23 protein-coding genes and 1 other RNA gene are annotated in these 25,252 nt (G+C 31.3%); 11 read left to right on the plus strand and 13 right to left on the minus strand.

Features of this window, described 5'->3' with window-relative positions:
• Positions 1 to 69: 69 nt before the first annotated feature.
• From D1815_RS08530 to D1815_RS08540, 3 genes are all read right to left on the minus strand, one after another.
• Positions 70 to 390 carry a hypothetical protein gene (locus D1815_RS08530; protein WP_027394023.1) on the minus strand — a complete coding sequence of 107 codons (321 nt, stop codon included), beginning with the start codon at positions 388 to 390 and terminating at the stop codon, positions 70 to 72.
• A 315-nt stretch (positions 391 to 705) separates the two neighbouring features.
• On the minus strand, positions 706 to 1,401 hold the full coding sequence (locus D1815_RS08535) for a hypothetical protein (protein ID WP_120650370.1): 696 nt from the start codon (positions 1,399 to 1,401) through the stop codon (positions 706 to 708).
• Positions 1,402 to 1,468: 67 nt separating this feature from the next.
• Complete coding sequence (locus D1815_RS08540; protein WP_118386621.1) at positions 1,469 to 1,672, minus strand: hypothetical protein; 204 nt, start codon at positions 1,670 to 1,672, stop codon at positions 1,469 to 1,471.
• A gap of 124 nt (positions 1,673 to 1,796) precedes the next feature.
• Between D1815_RS08540 and pheT the strand changes: the two genes are divergently transcribed.
• From pheT to D1815_RS08565, 5 genes are all read left to right on the plus strand, one after another.
• On the plus strand, positions 1,797 to 4,223 hold the full coding sequence (gene pheT, locus D1815_RS08545; protein ID WP_118386622.1) for a phenylalanine--tRNA ligase subunit beta: 2,427 nt from the start codon (positions 1,797 to 1,799) through the stop codon (positions 4,221 to 4,223).
• Between the two features lie 188 nt (positions 4,224 to 4,411).
• Positions 4,412 to 6,187 (plus strand): serine hydrolase, encoded by a 1,776-nt coding sequence (locus D1815_RS08550; protein WP_118386623.1) that lies wholly within the window; start codon positions 4,412 to 4,414, stop codon positions 6,185 to 6,187.
• Between the two features lie 78 nt (positions 6,188 to 6,265).
• The gene (locus D1815_RS08555) at positions 6,266 to 6,985 is read left to right on the plus strand and encodes a hypothetical protein (protein WP_118386624.1); all 720 of its coding nucleotides are present in this window, start codon (positions 6,266 to 6,268) and stop codon (positions 6,983 to 6,985) included.
• Between the two features lie 10 nt (positions 6,986 to 6,995).
• Positions 6,996 to 7,223, plus strand: a complete 228-nt coding sequence (locus D1815_RS08560; protein WP_118389932.1) for a putative signal transducing protein — start codon at positions 6,996 to 6,998, stop codon at positions 7,221 to 7,223.
• 6 nt (positions 7,224 to 7,229) lie between these two features.
• The gene (locus tag D1815_RS08565; protein WP_027394030.1) at positions 7,230 to 7,436 is read left to right on the plus strand and encodes a hypothetical protein; all 207 of its coding nucleotides are present in this window, start codon (positions 7,230 to 7,232) and stop codon (positions 7,434 to 7,436) included.
• On the opposite strand, the gene D1815_RS08570 is transcribed toward D1815_RS08565, so the two are convergent.
• Positions 7,433 to 8,992: a GMC oxidoreductase gene (locus D1815_RS08570; RefSeq protein ID WP_035085833.1), complete on the minus strand. Its 1,560-nt coding sequence runs from the start codon at positions 8,990 to 8,992 to the stop codon at positions 7,433 to 7,435. The genes D1815_RS08565 and D1815_RS08570 overlap by 4 nt on opposite strands.
• The gene (locus D1815_RS08575) at positions 8,989 to 10,842 is read right to left on the minus strand and encodes a fatty acid desaturase (protein WP_118386625.1); all 1,854 of its coding nucleotides are present in this window, start codon (positions 10,840 to 10,842) and stop codon (positions 8,989 to 8,991) included. The genes D1815_RS08570 and D1815_RS08575 overlap by 4 nt, the downstream gene beginning before the upstream one ends.
• Before the next feature lie 85 nt (positions 10,843 to 10,927).
• Between D1815_RS08575 and D1815_RS08580 the strand changes: the two genes are divergently transcribed.
• Positions 10,928 to 11,530 (plus strand): TetR/AcrR family transcriptional regulator, encoded by a 603-nt coding sequence (locus D1815_RS08580; protein ID WP_027394033.1) that lies wholly within the window; start codon positions 10,928 to 10,930, stop codon positions 11,528 to 11,530.
• 52 nt (positions 11,531 to 11,582) lie between these two features.
• On the opposite strand, the gene D1815_RS08585 is transcribed toward D1815_RS08580, so the two are convergent.
• The gene (locus D1815_RS08585; protein WP_027394034.1) at positions 11,583 to 13,208 is read right to left on the minus strand and encodes an ABC-F family ATP-binding cassette domain-containing protein; all 1,626 of its coding nucleotides are present in this window, start codon (positions 13,206 to 13,208) and stop codon (positions 11,583 to 11,585) included.
• Positions 13,209 to 13,452: 244 nt separating this feature from the next.
• Here D1815_RS08585 and D1815_RS08590 point away from each other — a divergent pair, with 244 nt between their 5' ends.
• Positions 13,453 to 14,925, plus strand: coding sequence for a hypothetical protein (locus tag D1815_RS08590; protein ID WP_027394035.1), 1,473 nt, complete (start codon positions 13,453 to 13,455; stop codon positions 14,923 to 14,925).
• Between the two features lie 37 nt (positions 14,926 to 14,962).
• Here D1815_RS08590 and fsa read toward each other — a convergent pair whose 3' ends face one another.
• From fsa to ffs, 3 genes are all read right to left on the minus strand, one after another.
• Complete coding sequence (gene fsa, locus D1815_RS08595) at positions 14,963 to 15,616, minus strand: fructose-6-phosphate aldolase (RefSeq protein ID WP_027394036.1); 654 nt, start codon at positions 15,614 to 15,616, stop codon at positions 14,963 to 14,965.
• 76 nt (positions 15,617 to 15,692) lie between these two features.
• The gene (locus D1815_RS08600) at positions 15,693 to 16,514 is read right to left on the minus strand and encodes an SDR family oxidoreductase (RefSeq protein ID WP_118386626.1); all 822 of its coding nucleotides are present in this window, start codon (positions 16,512 to 16,514) and stop codon (positions 15,693 to 15,695) included.
• A gap of 93 nt (positions 16,515 to 16,607) precedes the next feature.
• An RNA gene (ffs, locus tag D1815_RS08605) (signal recognition particle sRNA small type) lies at positions 16,608 to 16,706 on the minus strand.
• 88 nt (positions 16,707 to 16,794) lie between these two features.
• Between ffs and D1815_RS08610 the strand changes: the two genes are divergently transcribed.
• The 3 genes from D1815_RS08610 (at position 16,795) to D1815_RS08620 (ending at position 20,613) form a co-directional block, all read left to right on the plus strand.
• Complete coding sequence (locus D1815_RS08610) at positions 16,795 to 17,844, plus strand: glutaminyl-peptide cyclotransferase (protein ID WP_118386627.1); 1,050 nt, start codon at positions 16,795 to 16,797, stop codon at positions 17,842 to 17,844.
• Between the two features lie 117 nt (positions 17,845 to 17,961).
• Positions 17,962 to 19,731, plus strand: a complete 1,770-nt coding sequence (locus D1815_RS08615) for a DEAD/DEAH box helicase (RefSeq protein ID WP_118386628.1) — start codon at positions 17,962 to 17,964, stop codon at positions 19,729 to 19,731.
• 117 nt (positions 19,732 to 19,848) lie between these two features.
• Positions 19,849 to 20,613, plus strand: a complete 765-nt coding sequence (locus tag D1815_RS08620; protein WP_027394040.1) for a carboxypeptidase-like regulatory domain-containing protein — start codon at positions 19,849 to 19,851, stop codon at positions 20,611 to 20,613.
• Positions 20,614 to 20,625: 12 nt separating this feature from the next.
• Here the strand turns inward: D1815_RS08620 and D1815_RS08625 are convergent, their stop codons facing one another.
• Positions 20,626 to 20,991 carry a VOC family protein gene (locus D1815_RS08625; protein WP_118386629.1) on the minus strand — a complete coding sequence of 122 codons (366 nt, stop codon included), beginning with the start codon at positions 20,989 to 20,991 and terminating at the stop codon, positions 20,626 to 20,628.
• 140 nt (positions 20,992 to 21,131) lie between these two features.
• Here D1815_RS08625 and D1815_RS08630 point away from each other — a divergent pair, with 140 nt between their 5' ends.
• Positions 21,132 to 21,824, plus strand: coding sequence for a hypothetical protein (locus tag D1815_RS08630; protein WP_118386630.1), 693 nt, complete (start codon positions 21,132 to 21,134; stop codon positions 21,822 to 21,824).
• Positions 21,825 to 21,901: 77 nt separating this feature from the next.
• On the opposite strand, the gene D1815_RS23590 is transcribed toward D1815_RS08630, so the two are convergent.
• The 3 genes from D1815_RS23590 to D1815_RS08640 form a co-directional block, all read right to left on the minus strand.
• A complete protein-coding gene (locus tag D1815_RS23590) occupies positions 21,902 to 22,045 on the minus strand; it encodes a hypothetical protein (RefSeq protein WP_155839710.1) in 144 nt (47 codons plus the stop codon).
• 199 nt (positions 22,046 to 22,244) lie between these two features.
• Positions 22,245 to 22,904, minus strand: a complete 660-nt coding sequence (locus tag D1815_RS08635) for an RNA methyltransferase (protein WP_027394043.1) — start codon at positions 22,902 to 22,904, stop codon at positions 22,245 to 22,247.
• A 383-nt stretch (positions 22,905 to 23,287) separates the two neighbouring features.
• Positions 23,288 to 25,246 (minus strand): OmpA family protein, encoded by a 1,959-nt coding sequence (locus tag D1815_RS08640; RefSeq protein ID WP_118386631.1) that lies wholly within the window; start codon positions 25,244 to 25,246, stop codon positions 23,288 to 23,290.
• Between the last annotated feature and the right edge of the window lie 6 nt (positions 25,247 to 25,252).

Raw genomic sequence — 25,252 nt, forward strand, 5'->3', positions numbered from 1 at the left:
TTACTTGGATAATTAAAAAATTATTGTAGAGTATTTGGTTATTTATTGAAAAAATAAAATGAAGAGTATTTATAAACTATCAGGGTCTTTTTTATCGTATACTTTGATATTTTCTTTTCCCCTTTTTTTGGACAAAGACTTTTCTTTCAATTCTTTATTTTTTTTCAAGCGCTTTTTATGAGATATTTGTAAATCTTGTTCTTCTTTAGCACTCAATTTAGTTGATTTACTTCTTTTCTTAGTATTCAAACTCTTTTTATCAGCTTTTTTAGCTTTCACCAATGTATTTTGGGATTTTTCTGTTTTTGGGACTTTTTCATCAGCATGTTGTGCAGATAAAGCAAAACAATTAATAAAAAGAAAAATAACAAGTAGGGTTTTCATATTCATAGGGGCATTATTTTAATAAAACTAATATTCAAAAATAAGCAATCTAAATCTAATAGCTATTTAAAGAAAATATCAGAGTATTCTCTAGTTAGCAAATAACCTTCTAAACTAAAATATTTTTGTTCCAGGTATTCCAAAAACCTTGTTTGTTTACTTTGCCAAAGTAAAAGCATTAGTAATGCCACATAATTTCAAAATCATAGTAATGAGAAATTCATATAAATTACTTAAACATCTTGTAATCTAAAAGAGTATATTGAAAAAGCCTCCTTTTTACTAAAACAAAAAGAAGGCTTTAAAAAATTTGAACAATATTTATTGCTTCTCCTGATATATTTTATTCAGTTTATCTTTTTCTTCTTTTACTTTTTTCTTACCATTTTCTAAGGACTCTTCAAGTGCTTTTAATTTTTTTTCAGCTTTAGCAATCTTACTTTCTTTATCAGCAATTTCTTCTGGTGTCATTGCATCCTCACCTTCTTTGACCTTAGCTTTTTCTAATCGTTCTCGAGCAGCATCAATTTTAGATCTTCCTTTTTTTAACCGTTCCTCATCTTTATTTAAACTTTCTTCACTCTTTGCCGCCATTAGTTTAGCATCTGCGGCTCTTGCCTGTCCATACTCCCTACCAGTAAGTCCATCCTTATTTTTACCATATGCGTTTCCTTTGAGTTCTTTATCGGCTTTTTTCTCTGCTTTTCTTGTTTCCTTCTCAGCCATCTTTTTGGCTTTCTTAGCCTCGCCCTTTAACTTACTACCTTCTTCTTTAACATCTTTCAGTCCATTTTCCACTGCCTCTTCAGATTCCTTTATTTTATCCTTTCCCTTTTGTTTTTCTTTATCGAGTTTTTCCTTAACTTTTTCCTTATTTCCCTTCATTTTCTCCTGTCCCTTAGCTTTTTTCTTAGATACTTTCTCTTTAGCTTCTTTTGATTTTCCTTGGGACAACGCTGTATGATTGCCACAAATGGAAATCAACATCAATACCATAATAATTCTTACTAATTTCATTTTTAAATATTTTATAGTTAGTACTTTGAAAGTTTGGGTATGAATAATTTAAAAATAGACAAAAGGTTTATATACTGTCTAAATCTTTTAATGAGTCCTCCAGTTCGTCAGCTTTTTTTGTTACTTCTTCTGTAACACTTTCTAACTCTGACTCAACCGCTTCAATTTTCTCGACTGCAGCTTTTGTTTCTTCTTCTTCCTTTTTTTTATCTGTACAAGAAATTACTCCAACAAACAATAATAAAGTAAAAAGCTTAAAGATATTTTTCATATAATAAGGGTTAGATTAATACTATCATAAATATACTTAATTTCCATAAATATATCCCAAATTTCTTGTTTGTTAGCTTTACCCAAAGTATTATCTTTACCCCCTAATTTCAGAATCATCATTAATGAAAATTTCATATAACTGGCTCAAGCAATTTATTAAGCTTGATTGGGATGCAGAAAAAGCTGGGGAGTTACTAACTGACTTGGGGCTTGAAGTAGAAGGAATCGAAACCTATCAAAGTGTGCAAGGTGGCCTACAAGGTGTAGTTGTTGGACAAGTTATTAGTTGTTCACAACACTCTAATGCTGATAAATTAAAAGTAACCAAAGTAGATTTAGGTACTGGAGAACCTGTGCAAATTGTATGTGGTGCTCCCAACGTGGCAGAAGGTCAGAAAGTTCCAGTTGCAACTATAGGAACAAAACTATATAATCCAGATGGAGAAGAATGGACCATAAAGAAAGGTAAAATTCGTGGAGAAGAAAGCCATGGAATGATCTGCGCTGAGGATGAACTAGGATTAGGAAAAAGTCATGATGGAATTATGGTTCTGGACAAAGATATTCCCGTTGGAACACCTGCTGCTGATATTTTTGATATAGAAAACGATCACGTATTCGAAATTGGTTTAACACCAAACCGGGCGGATGCTATGAGTCATTGGGGTGCTGCTCGAGATCTAAAAGCAGGTTTACAGCAAAAAGATCTTAATTTAGAACTGATCACTCCATCTGTTAGTAATTTTAAAATAGAAAACAGATTACATAAATTTGATATCGATGTAAAAAATCCTGAATTAGCACCAAGATATTGTGGTGTTTCTATTTCTGGATTAAAAGTAGGAGAATCTCCTTCTTGGTTACAGCATCGATTAAAGGCTATTGGTCTTACTCCAAAAAACAATGTCGTTGATGTTACTAATTACGTACTACACGAACTAGGACAACCTCTACACGCTTTTGACGCCAATTACATAGAAGGGAATAAGATAGAAGTTAAGACTCTTAAAGCTGGAACAAAGTTCACCACATTAGATGAGGTAGAAAGAGAGCTTCATTCGGAAGATTTAATGATTTGCGATGCAGAAAAACCGCTTTGTATTGCTGGAGTTTTTGGTGGAATTAATTCTGGAGTAACTGAAAAAACCACTTCAATTTTCTTAGAAAGTGCTTATTTTAATCCTGTAAGTGTTCGTAAGACAGCCAAACGTCATGGACTAAATACTGATGCTTCTTTTAGATTCGAAAGAGGTATAGATCCTAATATCACAGAATACGCACTAAAAAGAGCTGCATTACTTATACAAGAATTAGCAGGTGGAGATATTACAAGTGAAATTACAGACCTCTATCCTAAAAAGACAGAGGACTTTCAGGTATTTTTATCTTTTGAAAATACAACAAAATTAATTGGTGAAGAACTTCCCCAAGAAACTATTAAAGATATTTTAAGCTCACTAGAAATTAAAGTAAATAGTGTCACAGAAGGTGGTCTAGGTCTTACCATTCCTGCATATCGAAATGATGTTCAGCGAGAAGCAGATGTTATTGAAGAAATTCTAAGAGTATATGGCTACAATAACATTAAGTTTACACAAAAACTAAATGCATCCATCTCTAATATTGATAAATTTTCTGATCATAATATACAAAACACCATTTCTAACCAATTGGTAGGTCAAGGATTTAATGAAATGCTAGCAAATTCTCTAACCGCTCCAGAATATATTTCTTTATCAGAACAATTAAATGCTGATAATAATGTAGAAATGCTAAACCCATTAAGTAATGACCTAGCAGTATTACGTCAGTCTTTGTTATTTTCTGGATTAGAAGCAGTTTCTTACAATATTAATAGGAAACGTTCTGATCTCAAGTTTTTTGAGTTTGGTAAAACCTATCATAATTATGAAAATGGAAGAATTGAAAACAAACATCTTACCTTACTAGTTACAGGAAATAAGACGAAAGAAAGCTGGAAAATAGGACAAGAAAAAAGTGATTTCTTTTATTTAAAAGGAATTATCGAAACAATCCTAGATCGTTTAGGGATTAAAAGATCCAAAACAACTCCAGCTAAAAATGATATTTTTTCTGAAGGAGTTTCTTATAGTCTAGGAAAGTCTAAATTAGTAGAATTTGGAATTGTAAAGAAATCCGTATTAAAGCATTTTTCAATTTCTCAAGAAGTATTATTTGCAGACTTTAACTGGGATACAATATTAGAGTTCGCTAGACGAAGTAAAATTAAATTTAGAGATATTCCTAAATTCCCAGAAGTTAAGAGAGATTTTGCACTGTTATTAGATAACACTGTTACTTTTGAAGAAATTCATACTATTGCGAAACAAACAGAAAAACAACTTCTAAAAAACATTAATTTATTTGATGTATATGAAGGGAAGAATTTGCCTGATGGTAAAAAATCATATGCTGTAAGTTTTACATTGCAAGATGAGCATAAGACATTAACAGATAAGCAAATTGATAAAATCATGAATAAGCTTCAGTATAATTTTGAGAACAAATTAGGAGCAGAATTACGATAAAAAAGCAATCTCATTATAAAAATCACAATAGTGCCTTTAAGTTTCTTAAAGGCACTATTTATTTAATAAAACAATACCTTTAACCTTAAACCTCAATAATAGTAGTAAATGACAGATAGGTGACACCTAAATGGCGTACTAAATACCAATAGCAATTAATAGTTTTGTCTTGTACAAAAAACATAATCATGGAAAATCAATCTATTTCTAAAAACTTACTATACCAACGTAAATTAAAAGGCTACACACAGGAAGAGTTATCGGATAGAACAACCGTAGGAATAAGAACTATCCAGCGTATTGAAAAAGGAGAAGTAACTCCACATTTACAAACCATAAAACTATTAGCAACAGCTTTAGAAATTAAGGTAGAAGACCTCTTACCCATAGAAAATCCAAAAGAAGAATCTATACAACAAAAATGGCTATTACTATTGCATGCTACACCCTTCTTAGGACTAATGATTCCTCTATGTAATATTCTATTACCCCTTTTTCTATGGATCCACAAAAGAGAAGACAACAAAATCTACGATGTACACGGAAGAGCAATTATAAACTTCCAGATAACAATGACAATATTGTTCCTATTATCATTTATCGGTTTAGTTACAATTGAAGGTGTTGGCTTCTTTTTATTTATTGCGGTTATTCCTTTTTGTGTTATTGTAATGATTATCAATATAGTTTCTGTTCTAAACTCTCAAAAATTTTATTATCCTTTATCAATTCCATTCTTAAAGAAAAACAAATCAATAAAACATATTAACTTTTTGATCATTCTAATATCGATAGGATTCATAGGATGCACTGATACCAAATCAAAACAAATTGTTAGGCTTGATGGCTCTGTAATCACTAAAGATTCCTTAACCTCTAAAGTAAACCAATTAGTATATGATGCGAATGTCCATGGTATTGCGATAACTCTTTTTAATAAGAATCAAATTACATATCAAAAAACTTTCGGATATAAGAATTATAACCATAAAAAGCAGCTAACTGATTCTACTAATATGTATGGAGCATCTTTTAGCAAAGCTGTTTTTGCTGTGTTAGTAATGAAACTCGTAGAAGAAAATGTGATTGACCTAGACACTCCTTTAGAATCTTACCTCCCAAAAAAAATATACGAATACAAACCAATGACCAGATGGCATGATGATTTCTCTGCTTTACAAACAGATTCTCTATATCATAAAATTACTGCAAGGATGTGTTTGGCTCATACAACTGGTTTTCATAATTACAGATGGTACGAACCTGATCATAAATTAAGAGTTCATTTTGAGCCTGGGGCTCGTTATAGTTATTCTGGAGAAGGGTTTATCTATTTACAGGTAATATTAGAAAAACTACTTGGCAAAGGGCTTGAGGAAATAGCACAGGAAAAAATATTTGAACCATTAAACATGAATCATTCTAGTTACCAATGGAATAAAAAATTCGAAAATGACTTTGCTCATGGACATTCTAAGGAAGGAAAACTATTTAAAAAAGATAAAGATAATGAACCAAGAGGTGGAGGAACATTAGAAACTAGCACTAAAGATTACAGTAAATTCTTGGAAGCTGTATTACAAAACAAAATTATTACAAAAAGTTCATGGGATGAAATGTTCAAGCCACAAATAAGAATTCGAACATTAGCCCAATTTGGCCCACTATCCCATAAAAAGAGTGATATTAATGATGCCATTCAATTAGGCTATGGATTAGGCTGGGGAGTTTTAAATTCTCCATATGGCACAGGAGCTTTTAAAGAAGGACATGGTGATGGTTTTCAACATTATTCTATATTATTCCCAAAAGCTAAAAAAGGAATCATGATAATGACCAATAGTGATAATGGAGAAAGTATTTTTAAAGAACTACTAGAAGTTGCATTAGGGGACATCTACACCCCTTGGAAATGGCAAAACTATGTTCCCTACAACCATAAAGAAAGTGAATCTAGAAATTAATTCAACATTTGTTAAAAACAATGAAATCTTGTAATCTATATCGTAAATACTTAATTTAGTGGAGCTAAAGAAAAAGACATGCTATTTCCAAAAACCAATATCGAAAAAAAGTTAACTCAACTTAAGAACAAGCAGTTTAATCCTTCTATTTGGGAAAAACAAGTTGAGTCTATTTTTGAACGAGAAGAGAAAAAAGATCACCGAATTCTTAAAACTCTAGAAAAAGGCACTACGTCTGAAACAAATGATTTCATTTTTGATAATACAGAAAGTTCTAAAATTTATCATATTGATCAAATTAAAAAAATATGTGTTGATTATCGATTGCGTTTTTTAGATACTAAATATTTTAAGGGAAAACTTCCTCAAGAAGCTATTTCGCAAATAAAGGAGTTAGAAAAAACTCATAATACAGAATTAAAAGGGTTTAAAATTATAGCTCCGTCAAAGCTATTTAAGTTAGCTAATGCTGATGACCCTTTATTATTTGCCCCAATGGGTAATGATTACTATTATTTAATTCATAAATGGGGTGATGATCTTCATCCATTTCGTAAAATAATGATGTGGTTTTTTAAGAGTTTTGAAAACTTATTAATTCTTACCTTTTTAGTAAGTCTTTTAGTTACCTTTATGGTCCCACAAGGTTTATTTAGCAAAGAAAGTAATACTTCAGAATTTATCATGATATTCTTTTTTATGTTTAAATCTGTTGCTGCAGTAGTTTTATTTTATGGATTCGCATTAGGTAAGAATTTTAATACTGCAATTTGGGATAGTAAATATTTTAATGCATAAAAAAACACATATGTTTCCAAAAAGTGAATATGAAAGAGTATACACGGGAAGTCTAATTAATATACAATTTCTTCAAAATATACTGCAGGATAGCGGTATTAATTCTATAACTAGAGATGACATGAAATCAGGTATGGCAGCCGGTTTTGGCGGTGGAATTCCGGATCACATTCAGCTCTTTGTAAAAAAGACAGACGTAGAAGAGGCTATTCCTATTATAGAAAAAAGTTTATCTTAAAGTATTATGAGTCAAGAAAACAATAACCCAAGGAAAAACTGGGATTTTATGATCGGAATAGCATTGGTCCTATTCGGAAGTTTTCGGTTATACCAGCGTACAAGAGTTGAATTTGAATGGAATTATAAAATTTTTCTTACAATTTCATTTATCCTATATGGAGGTTTTTTAATTTATAGACATCTTCAAAATAAAAATAATACTTCGGACTAATTTCCCTTTTTCGGGATTTTACTCATTGCACGCTCAGTTATAGCTGTAATAGATAAAGAAGGATTTACTCCTGGATTTGCAGAAATCATAGATCCGTCGCATATATACATATTCTTATATCCAAATACTCTGTTATTTTTATCAATCACCCCATCTTCTGTGGTAGCAGCCATTACTGCTCCTCCTAATATATGAGCTGTAGACGGTATTCCTGCTAATGGTTCTAGTCCAAAAACAGTTTCTTTACCTTCTGTTAGTTCAGAATATTGTTTTGCTAAACTAAGTGATTGTGGTATAAAAGCACTAGGTTTTTTACCTTCTGCAATACTCGTATTCATAAACCCTAAGGAGTTTCGTTTAAATTTTAATGTACTATCCAATGTTTGCATAAACAAAAGAATAGCTGTACTCTTACTCCAATCTTTAGCCGTATATAATTTAAGATAAGATATTGGGTGGCTTATAAAACTTGTGATCATTTTAGTTACCCGGACAACGGTATTCTTACCATGGGTTAAAGGTAAGTGTGATAATCTCCAAAATCCAGAACCTTTAGCATACCTAACAATCTCTAGATGACTATTCTTATCAGTAGTCAAAATAGATCCTATAGCTACACCTTTTGACATATCTTTATTGCCATTTAAGTTAGTTACACTTATCAGACTTTCATTATTAGTTCTGATATCGGATCCTAAATGATCTGATAAATTAGGTAAGGATTCTTTCTTTAGTTTTAGTAATAATTTTATTGTTCCTAAAACTCCTCCTGAAAAAACAATCCCTTTAGCTTTTAATTCTTTTTTAGAACCAAATAGTCTGGTAGATGACTTATACTTAACCGAGTATCCATCTAAGGAATGAGTTACATCGATAACTTCATTTTCTGCAAGAACAGTAGCTCCTAATTGCTGTGCCAAGTATAAATAATTCTTATCTAATGTATTTTTTGCTCCAACCCTACATCCGGTCATACAGCCACCACAAAAATTACACCCAGTGCGATCAGGGCCTTTTCCATCAAAATACGGATCAGGTACTTTTTTATCAGGAGTTCCAAAAAAAACAGCTACATCTGTTTTAGAAAAACCCTCTTTAATATTCATTTTATCAGCTAATTCTTTAAGTGCCTTATCTCCATCGAACAAATATGGGTTTTTCTGAGCCCCTAACATGGTTAATGCTGTTTGATAAAATGGTCTCAATTCTGACTGCCAGTCCGCTAATTCCTTCCAACTACCAGATGTAAAAAAATCTCTTTTAGGGACCGGTAATGTATTAGCATAAACCAACGAACCTCCTCCTACTCCTGTACCAGAAATTACTACAACATGTTTAAAAAAAGACATCTTCATAATTCCAAACCATCTTAAAAAAGGAACCCAAAGCCATTTTCTAAGATTCCAATTTGATTTAGGGAAATCTTTGGGTTTATACCATCTTCCTTTTTCGATGACCAAAACTTTGTATCCTTTTTCTGAAAGACGTAATGCACTAACTGATCCTCCAAAACCGCTACCAATTATTACATAATCATACTCTTTTTCAATATTCATACTTTTAATATTATATCGGTTTTTGGAGTGCACATACAAGTAAGTATATATCCTTGATTTATTTCATTTTTTAAAAGAACAATATCTTCTCTAGAATTCCAGTTTACTTCCCCTTTTATCAATAAAGCTTTACAAGTACCACAATCTCCCATTTTACAAGCATGTGGTAATGTGTTTTTAGTTTTCATTGACCCTTGTAATATTGTTTCAGAACTATCGGTATTAAAACAAAATTGATTGCCACTCATCGTTATATCAATTTTACGTGTTACACCAGAAAGTTTATTAACGTTCTGAGAAAATTCTTCCACTTTAATTAAATTATCCAAAACTCCAAGCCCACCTAACACTTTCTTAGAAGCTTCCATCATTGCCGATGGACCACAGATATAAAAATAGGAATCTACCGATAACTTTGATAAATATTTGTGTTGTAAATCTGCATTCAATATTTCGAAACTTAATATTATAACTATACGGTTTGTATAGCGTAAAGAAAGTTCTTTAAGTTCTTGATCAAATATTACTTCTTCTTTATTCCTAGATCCATAAAGTAATGTCACCTTTTCTTCTGAAGTCCTTAAAACAAATTTGATCATAGACATGATAGGCGTAATACCGCTTCCGCCGGCAATAAAAACAAATGGTTTACTAATACTTTTTGGCAATAAAAACTTACCAAATGGACCAGAAACTCTTAGCTTATCCTTCTTCTTTATAGTATTTACTAAATGATTAGACAACTTTCCTCCTGCTATTCTTTTTATAGCTACCGCAAGCTTTCCTGTAACAGGATCCTCACAAATAGAATAACACCTACTTATTAAATCTTCATTAACGAAGTCTGAAATAACTACATATTGACCAGCTTCATAAAGAAAAGGAATCTGGTCTAAATTTTTGAAAACAAGTTTAATAGTGTTTGATGTTTCTCTATATACTTCTTCCACTAATAAAACGTAATTCCATTTTTTTCCTAATTGAATATCTACATATGTATTTTTCTTGTCTAACAATTTCAAATCCTGATCTCTATAACCCTCAATCACAGATTGTTTTTCTAATAATTCGGATTCCATATCCAAAAAACAACTTCTATATTTATAAAAGGGTACTCTAGGGTGTAAATGATGTATTAGATGATAACTTTGGTATAGTGACAGAAACTCTAAGCCTGGAATCGTAATGATACGTGTATTATGATACCTACTTAAATTATTATGTGGATAATGTGGTAACCAATCAAAAGAAAAAGCCAATACTGGTGCCGCAATAAGTGCTGATAAAATAAAAACAAAAAACAACGCACTTCCATATCCAAAAAAAATCACAGCGCTTAAGATCGTAGTAAGAAAAAATAAAAATAAAATAGATTGACCTCTAATTTTGTTCATTGCTTCGTTCTTTTTACTGTCCTTACCTAACGCTAATTCGAAATAATAGCCGATCAATGTTAGGCAACGAAAGAAAATTGACAAAGGATTACTACCATTAACATAATGATCTGGATCATTTACCGGATCATTTGTATGTGCGTGATGTCTAAGATGTATCACTACAAATGCAGAAAAAGGAAATATCAAAAAGAAACTAGATACCCAACCCAAGGCTTTTTCTAATTTTACAAACGACTGAACTCCACCAGAAATATTACCATGACTGGCTTCGTGGGCAATTGTAAACATCCCATAAGCTATCAAAGCTCCAATAATAGAGGTCCATATTGGTGAGAACCCTAATAAATAAAAATTCCAAAGCAAAATATATCCAATACATAAAATGGAAAACAAAATTATAGTTGGCCAGGCTACTTTTCCCGAATATTTTTGCCAAACTGCTTGATTTTTCACAGGTCAAATGGTTATGTTTGAAAAAGATATTTATTTTTTCGAACTATTTAATCAAATATAGTTCGATTATTAGAGAATACCAAATATGGGAAGAAAATCAATTCATCGAGAAAGAAAGGATAAAACTAAAAAGGTAGAACAATGGACTCAAGCTATACTTCCTAAACTGAGTAATATGGCTCTTGGAGAACTAACTATTGATGATCTAGCGCTACTAATGAACAAAAGTAAGTCTACGATTTATCAATACTTTGTTACTAAAGAAGAAATTTTTGAATACATCACTCAAATAAGGGTTGATCGCCTTAAAGCTTATAAAAACGAAATTTCTGGCGAACTGTCTACTATAAACTACCATTATGAAACCTTAGCAAAGATTCTAGCTGAAGGAGTTAAAGATATTTCTCCTTTTTATCTAAAGCAATTACAAACGCATTATCCTAGTGCCTGGAGTATCGTAAATGACTTTTTACAGGGTTTATTAGATGACCTTAAACATTTTTATGTTTTTGGAATAGAGAATAAGATGTTTAAGGAAGTTTCTCCCGAATTATTAATCAAACTGGATGAATATTTTATCATGCAGCTTATTACTGATCATACTTTCTTTAATAATAATCAGCAAACTTTAGAATCTGCAATCAAAGAATATATGTACATAAAGTTCGAAGGTTTGGTATTAAAATAACAAAAAAATCTCGTTGTTTGCGAGATTTTTTTACTTAGTAAAAACGTATTCATTAAACATTAACGGCATACATCTTATCTCGTAATTCTTTAATTTTTTTATCACTCATATATTCATCAAAAGTAGCGTAACGATCAATTACTCCATTGGGAGTTAACTCAATTACTCGATTTGCTACGGTTTGAGCAAACTCATGATCGTGTGTAGTGAAAAGAATAGTACCTTTAAAATTTTTCAAAGAATTATTAAATGCTGTAATTGATTCCAAATCCAAATGGTTTGTTGGTTCATCTAACATTAATACATTTGCTCTTGTCATCATCATCTTAGATAACATACATCTAACTTTTTCTCCTCCGGATAATACATTTGACTTCTTTAACGCTTCTTCTCCACTAAAAATCATTTTACCAAGAAAACCTCGAATAAATACTTCTTCTCTTTCTTCTTCTGTAGTTGCCCACTGACGCAACCAATCTACTAACGTTAAATCATTCTGAAAATATTCACTGTTATCCGCTGGCAAATAAGATTGTGTAGTAGTAATACCCCAAGAAAAAGTACCATTATCTGCTTTTTGTTTCTCATTAAGAATTTGATAAAAAGCTGTAGTCGCTCTAGAATCTTTTGAAAAAACTACTACTTTATCGCCTTTAGCTAAATTAATATCTACTCCTTTAAAAAGAACATCTCCTTCTATACTTGCTGCCAACCCTTCTACATTAAGGATTTGATCTCCGGCTTCTCTATCTCTTTCGAAAATAATTGCTGGATAACGACGACTAGATGGTTTAATATCCTCTATATTTAATTTCTCGATCATCTTTTTACGAGAAGTAGCTTGTTTTGATTTTGCTACGTTTGCACTAAAACGAGCTATAAATTCTTGTAATTCCTTCTTTTTCTCTTCAGCTTTTTTGTTTTGTTGCGCTCTTTGTCTTGCAGCTAGTTGAGATGATTCATACCAGAATGTATAATTACCACTATAGTTGTTAATTTTTCCGAAATCAATATCTGAAATATGTGTACACACAGAATCTAAGAAGTGACGGTCGTGAGAAACAACAATTACGGTATTATCATAATTGGCCAAGAAATTTTCTAACCAAGATATGGTTTCATAATCCAAATCATTGGTAGGCTCATCCATTATCAGCACATCTGGACTACCAAACAAACATTGCGCAAGTAACACTCGTACACGCTGTTTAGTATCTAAATCTGCCATACTTGTATAATGTAAATCCTCTTTTATCCCAAGATTAGATAACATAGTTGCAGCATCACTATCTGCATTCCATCCATTCATCTCTTCGAACTGTACTTGAAGTTCCCCTATTTTCTCTGCATTCTCATCTGTATAATCAGCATACAAAGCATCAATTTCAGTCTTAATCTTATACAAATCTTTATTACCCATGATGACTGTTTCTAACACAGTATATTCATCATACGCATAATGGTTTTGTTCTAAGACTGACATGCGCTTTCCAGGCTCCAAGTGAACATGACCTGAAGTTGGTTCAGAAACACCAGAAAGAATCTTCAAAAAAGTAGACTTTCCTGCCCCGTTTGCTCCGATAATACCATAACAATTACCTTGCGAAAAGGTAGTATTTACTTCATCAAATAAAACTCTTTTACCGAATTGTACTGAAAGATTAGAAACTGATAACATAGGTATAAATTGTATTTTCGGCAAAAGTAGAAAAATGGATCCAGAACTTGAAAGAATATAAAAGTATTTTAAATGAGAGTTTGTCAAATAAAAGTTCTTGTCATATCATACTTTCGCAACATAAGTAATTATTAAAGCTCCCTACGAATTGCCTAATAATAACACAATTAACGTATTCTTAACAAATCTTAGAGGTCATTCCATTTATTTTTGAATGTTTGTCAGTTTAATAATAGCACCCAAAATGTATTTCTTCAGGATAAAATATTTTATTTATATCTCGATTATTGGTTTTTGTTTATGTGGTTGTGAATCAACAACTACAGAGATAACGAATGAACATATCTATTTCGGTGGTGAGATTATCAACCCTAATGCTGATTATATTGTTCTTTATAAAGACAAAGATTTTCAGGACACGATTTATTTAGATAAAAACAATAGGTTTTTACATAAGATAGAAGGTATTAAAGAAGGTTTATACTCCTTTAGACATAATCCAGAATTTCAGTTGATATTACTAGAAAAAGGAGATAGTATTCTAATGCGTCTAAACACATTAGAATTTGATGAATCTTTAGTTTTTACTGGAAAAGGAGCTAGGAAAAATAATTTTCTAATTGATATGTTTTTGCAAAATGAAATTGAGCGCAATCAATTACAAAAAAGAAAATTTAAAAAAAGTCCTAGATTCTTTAAGAAAGAACAAGACTCCTTATTAGACATAAGAATCAAAAGATTTGATCGTCTTACCAGTAAATACAACATAAGTGATCTTTCGAAAAAAATATGTAGATCTAGTTTTGAGTATGATTTCTTTTCGAGATATGAATTATATTTATATAAATACCAATACCACAGACTTAAAAATCTTGATCCAAACAAAGAGTTTTCCGAAGATTTTTTCGATTACAGAAAGCAGGTTAATTTTAATGATGATGATCTAATGAGGTTATACTCGTATAATAGATTCCTTAATCATTATTTCACCAACTCTTCCTACACAAAATACATGAATAAAAAATCTTTTTCTAAAAGTAAAGTTGAGTATACCATGTATAAGTTGGATCTTGTAGATAGTTTAATCGAACATTCTTACATCAAAAACAATCTTTTAAGAGGTATAACGACTAATTTTATTTTAGATAATAAAAATGACTATACTTCTCAAAAAGTACTTAATCATTACTTATCTATAAGTACCGATAAAAAGATCCAAAAAGAACTGGTGAAATTAGCAAAAGCTACTGCTAGATTGAAACCAAATAGTATTATTCCTGATCAGGATCTTATTTCTTCCAACGGAGAAATGACTAAGCTATCCTCTCTTTTCGAAAAGCCTATTACTGCTTTATATTTCTGGTCTATTGAAAGAAAAGATCATTATATCCAAGCACATAAGAAAACTGATCATTTAAGTAAAATATATCCAGATATTGATTTTATCGCTATTAATACGGATGATGAACAAACGGACAATTGGCTAAAAACGATTAATCGTCATAATTACGATCTATCAAATGAATATGAGTTTAAGTTTCCTAAATGTTCTTCTGATGAATTGGTTATTCATTATTCTAACAAGGTAATTTTGGTTAATCAACAAGGAAAAATAATCAATCCAAATGCTGATTTATTCTCATCAATTTTCGAAAAACAGTTGATGAGTTATAGCAGAATGGCAAGTATCGAAAAACAAAAAACTGTTCTCGACTAAAAGAACAGTTTTTAGAATTTTATTATTTCAAAAAAAATTAGTTTCCTTTTTTGTAGTCTGCTAAAAACTTAGCTAAACCGATATCTGTTAAAGGATGTTTTAGTAAACCTTCTATTGAAGAAAGAGGTCCTGTCATAACATCTGCTCCAATTTTTGCACAATCGATTACATGCATCGTATGTCTTACTGAAGCTGCTAGGATTTGTGTATCGAAACCATAGTTATCGTATACCATTCTTATTTCTGCTATTAAATTAAGACCATCTGTAGAAATATCATCCAATCTTCCTATAAACGGAGAAACATAAGTTGCTCCTGCTTTTGCAGCTAATAAAGCTTGTCCTACTGAAAAAACTAATGTGCAATTAGTTTTAATTCCTTTATCACTAAAATATTTTATTGCTTTTATACCTTCTTTAATCATAGGTACTTTTACAATAATCTGATCATGAAGTTTAGCAAGTTCTTCACCTTCTTTAACGATTCCTTCAAAATCTGTAGAAATCACTTCAGCACTTACATCTCCAGTAACTATATCACATATTTTTTTATAATGCTCTATAATATTATCCTTCCCTGTGATACCTTCTTTAGCCATCAATGATGGATTTGTAGTTACTCCATCAAGTACACCTAGATCTTGTGCTTCTTTGATTTGATCAAGGTTAGCAGTATCAATAAAAAACTTCATATTGTTGTGTTTAAATTTATGATTTATTTATTATGATTATTAACTATAATATGTTTTTTAAAATATGCGGTCAAAATTACAACTTATAATGATTCATTAGTAATTTCTCATATACTTTATCTGGTAAAATTCGCTTTAAAACCACAGAGAATTTCTGCATAAACGCACCAACCTTATAATGTACCTTAGGACTAGAAGTACAAATAACCCTAAACACTGCTTTAGCCATCTCATCCGGGTCACTACCCTCATCTACATGTTCATCCATTAACTGTAAAGAATCACCATATGATTTTTCGTAAGGAGAACCACTGATAACTGGAGCATGATACCTTCCTGCTGCAATATTAGTAGCAAAATCACCAGGGGCAATATTGGTCATATGAATATTAAATGCTTTTAACTCCATTCTCCAAGCTTCTGTGGTTATCTCTAAGGCAGATTTAGAAGCACTATAAATTCCACGATATGGCAATCCCATATATCCTGCAATAGAAGTTATATTAATAATTAAACCACTATGCTGTTTCCTCATTAAAGGCAACACTGCTTTAGTGACATTGATAGGCCCAAAATAATTGGTCGTAAAATTCCTTATAATCTCTTCTTCTGGTATTTCTTCTAACGGTCCTGTAATTCCTGCTCCCGCATTATTAATCAAAACATCCAATCGTCCGTGTTTCTGCTCAATTATACTAACAGCATTAGAAATACTTTTTTTATCCGCTACATCAAGTTGCAACAAAGTAAAAGCATTAAAATCCAAAAAACGCGAAGGGTTTCTACTAGTACCGTATACGATATATCCTTTATTGGTAAGAAATGTACCGATAGATTTTCCAATACCTGAAGAACCACCGGTTATTAAAACAACTTTAGAGTTTTGATTTGCGTTCATGTTCGCAAATATACATTCGGAATTTAGAATTATGAATTTAGATTTACGAAATAAACTTAAAAATACTTAAAAGACGAAACTAAAAGGCATAAAAAAAGGCAAGCTACCTACATCACACTGCTACAACCGTTTACCTTTGCTGCGTTCCCGCCCTGGAGGATTCAACAGGAGCTAGTTGTGTAGGACTTGCCGCTGCAAAGATACAATCTTTACTATATAAAACAATGATTTTTTAAACCCAATTAAAATAAATATCTTGCTATAAATATTACCAAATATCATGAACAAACGTAACCTCTTCGTCATCATTACATTATGTGCTATTATTTTTTCTTGTGGTAGTAATATTGAGACGAAAAAAAAACATTTTTCGATTAAAACCGATAATAACCAGACCAAATATAAGCTTGGAGAAACCATAAAAGCTAGTATTGTTAATGACCAAAACATCAAAATTGATTCTGTCGTTTACTTTTTAGAAGATATTAGATTAACAACTAATAATGAGAATCAATTAGAAGAAAAAATCGATAACGAGAGATTGGGAAAACACCTTCTAAAAGCTATTGTTCATTATAAAGGAAAAGAGGAAGATATCTATCAAAAACTTTCTTTTTTTAACAACGCCCCTCCTAAATTATATAAGTATAAAGTTATAGCAGAATATCCCCACGATCAAAATGCTTTTACTCAAGGATTAGAATTTATTGGTGACACACTTTATGAAAGTACTGGTAAAAATGGATTGTCCTCATTACGTAAGGTAGATTACAAAACTGGAAAAGTGATTATCAAAAAAGATATCGATAAGAAATATTTTGCAGAAGGTATTACTATTATTAATGATAAAGTGTTTCAACTTACATGGCAATCTAAAGAAGGTTTTATCTACGATTTAAACACTCTAGAAAAAACAGGAAGCTTTGCTTATAATAAGAGTAAAGAAGGATGGGGATTATGTAATAATGGTAATCAAATATATAAAAGTGACGGTACTGAAAAAATCTGGATATTAGACGCAGAAAGCTTGGCAGAAAAAACATTCATTGAAGTTGCAACTCACAACAAGGTAAAGTCAAAATTTAATGAATTAGAATGGATAGAAGGAAAAATTTATGCTAACACTTGGCAAAAAGACGGAATTGCTGTAATTAATCCAGCAAATGGAGCTGTAGAAGCAGTTATTAATTTATCTGGTCTAAGAGAAAAGGTGAGTCAACATTCTGATCTAGATGTGCTAAATGGTATCGCTTACAAAAAGGACACGAAACAATTATTTGTTACCGGCAAGAATTGGGACAAACTTTTTGAAATTGAGATAATTAAGTAATCAAACACCTAATCTAATTTTACATTTAAAACAATTCTTTTGTAACATCAGAATAAGTACTTCGTTATTATTATAGACAGATAATAAACCGTACCTTTGCGGCTTATTTTTATTTATATGAACAAATTTGAAGCATTAGGCCTCGGTGAAGCCATTATTAAGGCGGTGAATGAAATGGGGTTTGAGACCCCAAGTGAAGTACAGGAAAAGGCTATCCCTATTTTGCTTAATGAAGAAACGGATATTGTTGCTCTTGCACAAACCGGAACAGGAAAAACCGCTGCATTTGGTTTTCCTTTAATAGAAAAAGTAGACATTGATAGTAGAATCACGCAAGGGTTAATACTATCTCCTACCCGTGAACTTTGTTTACAGATTACCAATGAATTAAAAAACTATTCTAAGTTTAGTAAAGGATTGCGTACTGTAGCCATTTATGGTGGTGCAAGTATCCATGATCAAGCTAAAGAAATCAAACGTGGAGCTCAAATTATTGTAGCAACTCCAGGACGTATGCAGGATATGATCAATAGAAAGATGGTTGACATATCTAATATCGGTTATTGTGTTCTTGATGAAGCAGATGAAATGCTTAACATGGGATTCTATGAAGATATAACTTCTATACTTTCTCACACACCAGAAGATAAAAGTACTTGGTTATTTTCTGCTACAATGCCAAAAGAAGTTTCTACAATTGCAAAACGTTTTATGCACAATCCTATAGAAATTACTGTAGGACATAAAAACACGGGATCTAAGAATGTTTCTCACGAATATTATGTGGTGAACTCTAGAGATCGTTATGCAGCTTTAAAACGTCTTGCAGATGCTAATCCAGATATTTTTTCTGTAATCTTTTGTCGTACCAAACGAGACACACAAAAAGTTGCAGAAAAACTTATCGAAGATGGATATAATGCCGCTGCCTTGCACGGAGATCTAAGTCAGAACCAACGAGATTTGGTGATGAAGAGTTTTAGAAATCGACAAATTCAGATGTTAGTGGCCACCGATGTTGCTGCAAGAGGTATTGATGTAGATGATGTTACTCACGTGATTAATTATCAACTACCAGATGAGATAGAAACCTATACGCATAGAAGTGGTAGAACAGGACGTGCAGGAAAAAGTGGTGTATCTATGGTTATCGTTTCTAAAAGTGAACTTAGAAAGATTAAGTCTGTAGAACGAATCATCAAAAAGAAATTTGAAGAAAAAGAAATACCAAGTGGTGAAGAAATATGTCAAGTACAATTATTTCATTTAGCAAATGATATTGCTAAATCGGAAATTAATGACGAAATTGAAAGCTACTTACCATCAATTAATGAGGTATTAGAAGATTTTACTAAAGAAGAACTTATTAAAAAATTCTTTTCTGTAGAATTCTCTCGTTTTCATAATTACTATAAAAACTCTAAAGATCTAAATGCATCCAGAGATAGCGGTGGAGATGGATCTAGAGGAAGAGACGGAAGCACGCGTTATTTTATTAACGTAGGTGAAAAAGATGGATTTGATTGGATGACCCTAAAAGATTTCTTAAAAGAAAACTTAGGATTAGGAAGAGATGGAGTTAGTCGTGTTGATGTTAAGGAAAGTTTTTCATTCTTTAATACAGACTCTGAACACCAAGATGCAATTCTTGCAGTTTTCGAAGATTTTAGAATAGAAGGTAGAAAAGTTAACGTTGAGATCTCTAAAGATTCTGGTCGAAGCCGAGGCGGTAGACGAAGAAGAGATAATAACGGCGGTGGCGGTTTTAAAGGAAAGAGAAGAAGTGATGGTTTTAAACCAAAAGGAAGAAACCGTCGTGATAATGATGGTGGTGACCGCGGAGGTAATGGAAGAAGAGACCGAAGAAAACGTAGTGATCGTAGATAATTTTTCTATGAATTAACTAAATTATATGATTTTTGGTCCGATTTTTATGTTATGTTCGTATAGATTGGTCGTCATATATAGTAGTTAACGATATAGAATAATTATAAAAATAAGCTTTTGAAAAGATTTTTAATATACATATTACTTATTGTAGGCATCAGTATTAATGCCCAAGAAACTGATTCACAAACAGTATCGGGAAAAGTACTGAATGCCTCTACTGATAGTAAATTACAGAGTGTTCACGTAGTAAACCTAAGTCAGGTTATAGGTACCATTACTAACAAAGAAGGTGATTTTGAGATTAAAGCTAAAGTTAATGACACCCTATATTTTACATACATTGGATATAAACCTCTTAGAGTTCGAGTTACTAATGACTGGAAAAAATTTGGTGATGTAAAAATCAAAATGACTGAACTTGGTATCGCTCTTGAAGAAGTTGTCGTTGCAGATGTACAACTTACTGGATACTTAGAAATTGATGCGAAAAAAATCCCTGTATATAATAATTACAGATATAGCATTTCTGGTTTAAACTCTGGATATGAAGGAGGTAGCAGACAACCTGGAGCTGTTAATAAAGTGTTAGGTGCTATTTTTAATCCCGCAGACTTTCTCTATAACATTTTTAGTAAACGGTCTAATGAACTGCGTAAGCTAAGAAAGATGAAGAAAGATGATGAAATAAGGAACCTACTGGAAACAAAATTCGATAGAGCTACACTTATGGCATTGCTTCAAGTAGAACGTATCGACATTGATGAAATATTACGTAATTGTAACTATTCTGCTGATTTCATAAAGTTTGCTAATGACTTACAAATTCTTGATGCAATCAGTGAATGCTATGAAGAGTATAAAGTTCTAGATAGAAAATAATAATACATTATCTTATCGAAGGGAATGTAATGATATTCGATTCCCTTCCGAATCTACAAAATAAGCCATGTATCCATGTTCTTCTGATATTTGTGTTTTCTTAGATAATACTTTTCCTCCAGCATCCTCTACTCTACTTATTTCATTAGCTACATCACTACAAGAAAAATAGATCATAACTCCGTCTTCACTAGGTTTATAATGATCTCCCGCAAGTATTAATGATCCTGTAACTTCACCCGTTACATTTTTATTAGGAAACCAACCCATTTGTAACCCTTCTACTTTGTGGATAGCTATTTCTATTTCAAAAACTTTTTCATAAAAGGATTTAGCACGATCCATATCTATAACCGGAATTTCAAACCATGTAACCATAATTATTGATCTAAAAATTAAGTCTTTAAATTACAAATTAGATTTAAAAACCAATAACTGTTTTATAAAAAAATAGTTATCTGTTAACCTTTCTAATTTTTTAATACTAATGGATGTAACTTTTAAATAACATACATACCATGAAAAAATTGAAAATAGTTTGTCTATGCTTAACTTCTTTATTCTTGTTTAGCTGTTCTAATGAAGACGATATAACATTTGTAGATGAAATATCTCTTTTAGAAAAAAGCAATACTATAAACTGGGTAGGAACCTGGAACTCCACTTATGGAGAATTAAGACTTGTAGAAAAAGGACAATTAATATATGGAGATTATGCAGATATTGGCGTCATTTATGGATATAGACATTATATAAATGGTAAAGAATATTTTGAAGGAACTTTTGACAATTACAGGATGAATAGAAAAGGGATAATTCGTTTTGAAATGAATAACTCTAATTTTAATAATTCTTTCTCTGGTAAATGGACTTGGGGTAACACACCAAATTGGTATAATTGGAATGGCACTAAAACATCAAAAAAAGAACCTATTCTTCAAAGTTTTTACAATGTAAAGGGTCGTGTTTTTAATAATAGTACTTTTCAAACTATTCAAGAACCTATATCAATTGAAGTTTTTAAAAACGGAATTAGACACTTTACAACTACATCCGAGAACGGATCTTATTCTCTGCAACTACCAAGAGGTAACTGGGAATTAAAAGTATCAAATGTTGCATATCAGCATTTTTCAAGAAACATTGAAGTAAAAGAGAATTATGACTACAACAATTATTTTACACAAAACATATACTTAACCAAAAGGTAAATCTTATGATTTTAGAGGTATATCCAAGGCTTACTTAATCTCTTTGGATATACTTTTCTTCTATGTTTTAAATAGAATTAAGAAGTACTTGTTCTTTTTTGAAAAATATCGTGTACTACTTCGGATGTATAATTAATTGTAGTTTTATTAGGTTTAATTCCTGTTTTCACTTGTTTAAAAAGTGACTTAATCTTGTTGGTAGGCGACTGTTTTTTGCTCATGACAAACATGTTTTTAGGGAGTTAAAACGATTAGTCCTTATCAAATATAGCGAATTAATTAATAAAACCTCTGATTTAAGGACATTAACCTTTTACGTGTAAACCTTTATTTATAAGTTACTTACAAAAAATAAAAGCAGTATTTATCTAGAATTTGTAACTTATTAAAAATAATTCGTAATGAGTTATTTAGTATCTGTTAGGTATTCTCCTTTCTGTATCTAGCAATAATTTTCTCGTGGCTTTTGATTACTTTTTTAGCCCAATCCAATCTTTTTTCTAATTTTTCTTCTTCTGACAACTTCCAATCGATCTTAGAGTTCCTTAATAAAGATGTTACCTGCTGCAAAATAATAGCAGCTGAAACCGAAATATTAAGGCTTTCTGTAAAACCAACCATAGGTATGTGTAATTTTACATCGGCTTCATCTAAGATCATATCACTTAATCCCTCTTGTTCCTGCCCAAAGAAAAATGCAGAAGGCTTATTAATATCGAAATCTTTTAACTCTATCGAATTATCATGTGGTGTAGTAGCTACTATTTGATATCCTTTATTTTTTAACTCAGCAATACAAGCTTTAGAAGTAGTATATCTATTTATATCTACCCATTTTTGGGCTCCCATTGCAATCTCTCTATCAATACGTTTAGCATTTATTTCTTCTATCACGTGTACATTCTGAATTCCAAAAACATCACAACTCCTAATTACTGCACTTGTATTGTGTAATTGATATACATCTTCTACCGCAACCGTAAAATAATTAGTACGTTCCTCAATTACCTTTTTATAAAGGCCTTGTCGTCTGGGCGTAAGAAAAGATTCTAAATACGCTAATAGTTTATGATCTACCATAGACTGCTAAAATAGGAAACATTGATAATTTAGAGATAAAAAAATTGATCCTGCTTTATTCATTACAAAGATTATTCTGGAAATAAAAGCAAAGAGAAGGTAATAGAAAGACTATTAATAAGGGAGACCTCTCTAATGTCACCCAAACATAAGAGAGGCCATACTAAAATAAGATCAAAAATTTTGTAAAATGTTGCTTAACGTTTTTATTCCCATCGTCATATAAAAATAAAAAACACAATATTTTGAAATTAAATTAGCTCCCATTAACAAATCACATTGTTCTTTCTCATATTTTTTTTAAAATAAAACTTATCAAATCATTTCAATATTTATGCCTAACTATACTCTTAATGATTAAAAAGATCAAAAAATATCGTTTATCATTCTAATAGAATAAATTCACTTCTTCTATTTTCCTGATGTTGTTGTTCATTACAGTTAGTATTATTGTCACATTTATTTACTAATGAAGACTCTCCATATCCTCTACCAGTGAGTCTGGATCTATCTATCCCTCCTTTTTCTACTATATATTTAATTGTACTTTTTGCTCTACGTTCACTCAAAGCCAAATTATAATCATCTGGGGCACGACTATCTGTATGAGAACGAACATCTATTTTTATAGTAGGATATTCTTTCATCGCAGCTATTATCTTTTGTAATTCTATTTCTGCGTCAGGCCTAATAAAAGATTTATCCAAATCAAAGTAAATAATTTGAAGATCTAACACTTTTGCTAGGTCATCACCTGGAAGCACCTCTTTATTACTAAAACCTCCTTTTGATAATTGTAATGGTACTTGATGGGTATACTCTAAAGCTGTATTGGTCAATAGCATTTCTTCTGACGGATTATACCCATCTTTAAGCGCTCTAATGATGTAGGATTTCTCACATTCTACTTCAAAAGTATACACTCCATTATTATCACTTGTTGTTTTATTGATTTCGTTACCATCATCATCCAATAAGATCACATCAGAATTGGCTAATATTTCACCCGTAGGATCCTCTGTTACTACTCCAGAAACATATTGTTTACAGGTAGTTATTAATTCATCTATTTGTTTAAAACTGTAAATATCATCATTTCCTTTACCTCCTTGTCTATTACTAGAAAAATAACCTATTTTAGTTTCTTCATTTAATACAAAACTAAAATCATCTTCCGAACTATTTACTGGTTTTCCTATATTGTATGGTATAGAAAAAGTACCTTCTTCTGGAACTGTAACGAATATATCTAATCCACCTAGCCCAACGTGTCCATCACTCGCAAAATAAAGTCTTCCAGAATCACTTACATATGGAAAAGTTTCTCTTCCCTCTGTATTTATTTTATCTCCAAGATTAATTGGCTCACCAAAAGTACCATCCTCAAATACTTCTACTTTATACAAATCCGACAACCCTCTAGTGCCAGGCATATCACTAGCAAAATATAGATGTTTCCCATCTGCGGTTAGTGCAGGATGAGCAACTGAATACTCTTCGCTATTAAATGGTAGTTCTTCTATATCAACCCATTTATTCCCTTCTAACTTTGCTCGATACAATTTTAAAAGAATAGTTCCACTCGCATCAGATTTAAGTTTCTTTTTTGTGAAATTATTTCGTGTAAAGTACACTGTTTTGCCATCTGAACTAAAAGAGGTAGAGGATTCATGAAACTTAGTATTTATCTTACCCTTCAACTTTTTAGCTGGTCCTAGCACATTTTTTTGTGTTCCAATATCAGATTTATAAAGATCTAAAAATGGCATTTCATTCCATTCGTGAATAACCTTTGACATAGAACTATAGTTTCCTCTTGAAGAGGCAAAAACAAGATTTCCAAGGTTATCGAAACTAGGCGCGTAGTCTGAAAAAGCGGAATTAATATTTATTCTTTTTAGCGTAAATTTTCCAGATTGCATTTCAATAAATCTAAGGTAGTCGCGAGTACTCACGAAGTATACTGCTCGTTGATCCGTATTGGTTATGTTATAAAACATTTCCATTATTTTATCTGCTTCATCATACTTTTTGATACTTTTTAAACTTTGTGAATATCTAAACAGGTATTCTGTATCTATATCATCGGGGTAATCATTTATCATTTTTTCATACCATATAACAGATTTTTCTAATTGTCCATTGAAATAATAAGAGTCTCCAAGTTTTTTGAATAAATCAGCAGAAGAATATCCTTTCTCTGCAACATTCAAATAAATTTTACGAGCATCTACAAACGCGTATCTCTTAAAGTTTTCATCCGCCCTTAAGAGCTGCTTTTCTTGTGAAATCAAAGCACATGAAAACATAAAAATTAAAAATGTAGAAATTATATATTTCATAAAGTT

The sequence above is a fragment of the Aquimarina sp. AD1 genome, from assembly GCF_003443695.1.
Taxonomy (GTDB): Bacteria; Bacteroidota; Bacteroidia; order Flavobacteriales; family Flavobacteriaceae; genus Aquimarina; species Aquimarina latercula.

What these genes read in the sequence shown, in the direction of transcription:
- D1815_RS08530 (WP_027394023.1), bottom strand. Translation starts at nt 390, where the DNA reads ATGAATATGAAAACCCTACTTGTTATTTTTCTTTTTATTAATTGTTTT.
- D1815_RS08535 (WP_120650370.1), bottom strand. Translation starts at nt 1,401, where the DNA reads ATGAAATTAGTAAGAATTATTATGGTATTGATGTTGATTTCCATTTGT.
- D1815_RS08540 (WP_118386621.1), bottom strand. Translation starts at nt 1,672, where the DNA reads ATGAAAAATATCTTTAAGCTTTTTACTTTATTATTGTTTGTTGGAGTA.
- pheT (WP_118386622.1), top strand. Translation starts at nt 1,797, where the DNA reads ATGAAAATTTCATATAACTGGCTCAAGCAATTTATTAAGCTTGATTGG.
- D1815_RS08550 (WP_118386623.1), top strand. Translation starts at nt 4,412, where the DNA reads ATGGAAAATCAATCTATTTCTAAAAACTTACTATACCAACGTAAATTA.
- D1815_RS08555 (WP_118386624.1), top strand. Translation starts at nt 6,266, where the DNA reads ATGCTATTTCCAAAAACCAATATCGAAAAAAAGTTAACTCAACTTAAG.
- D1815_RS08560 (WP_118389932.1), top strand. Translation starts at nt 6,996, where the DNA reads ATGTTTCCAAAAAGTGAATATGAAAGAGTATACACGGGAAGTCTAATT.
- D1815_RS08565 (WP_027394030.1), top strand. Translation starts at nt 7,230, where the DNA reads ATGAGTCAAGAAAACAATAACCCAAGGAAAAACTGGGATTTTATGATC.
- D1815_RS08570 (WP_035085833.1), bottom strand. Translation starts at nt 8,992, where the DNA reads ATGAATATTGAAAAAGAGTATGATTATGTAATAATTGGTAGCGGTTTT.
- D1815_RS08580 (WP_027394033.1), top strand. Translation starts at nt 10,928, where the DNA reads ATGGGAAGAAAATCAATTCATCGAGAAAGAAAGGATAAAACTAAAAAG.
- D1815_RS08585 (WP_027394034.1), bottom strand. Translation starts at nt 13,208, where the DNA reads ATGTTATCAGTTTCTAATCTTTCAGTACAATTCGGTAAAAGAGTTTTA.
- D1815_RS08590 (WP_027394035.1), top strand. Translation starts at nt 13,453, where the DNA reads ATGTATTTCTTCAGGATAAAATATTTTATTTATATCTCGATTATTGGT.
- fsa (WP_027394036.1), bottom strand. Translation starts at nt 15,616, where the DNA reads ATGAAGTTTTTTATTGATACTGCTAACCTTGATCAAATCAAAGAAGCA.
- D1815_RS08600 (WP_118386626.1), bottom strand. Translation starts at nt 16,514, where the DNA reads ATGAACGCAAATCAAAACTCTAAAGTTGTTTTAATAACCGGTGGTTCT.
- D1815_RS08610 (WP_118386627.1), top strand. Translation starts at nt 16,795, where the DNA reads ATGAACAAACGTAACCTCTTCGTCATCATTACATTATGTGCTATTATT.
- D1815_RS08615 (WP_118386628.1), top strand. Translation starts at nt 17,962, where the DNA reads ATGAACAAATTTGAAGCATTAGGCCTCGGTGAAGCCATTATTAAGGCG.
- D1815_RS08625 (WP_118386629.1), bottom strand. Translation starts at nt 20,991, where the DNA reads ATGGTTACATGGTTTGAAATTCCGGTTATAGATATGGATCGTGCTAAA.
- D1815_RS08630 (WP_118386630.1), top strand. Translation starts at nt 21,132, where the DNA reads ATGAAAAAATTGAAAATAGTTTGTCTATGCTTAACTTCTTTATTCTTG.
- D1815_RS23590 (WP_155839710.1), bottom strand. Translation starts at nt 22,045, where the DNA reads ATGAGCAAAAAACAGTCGCCTACCAACAAGATTAAGTCACTTTTTAAA.
- D1815_RS08635 (WP_027394043.1), bottom strand. Translation starts at nt 22,904, where the DNA reads ATGGTAGATCATAAACTATTAGCGTATTTAGAATCTTTTCTTACGCCC.
- D1815_RS08640 (WP_118386631.1), bottom strand. Translation starts at nt 25,246, where the DNA reads ATGAAATATATAATTTCTACATTTTTAATTTTTATGTTTTCATGTGCT.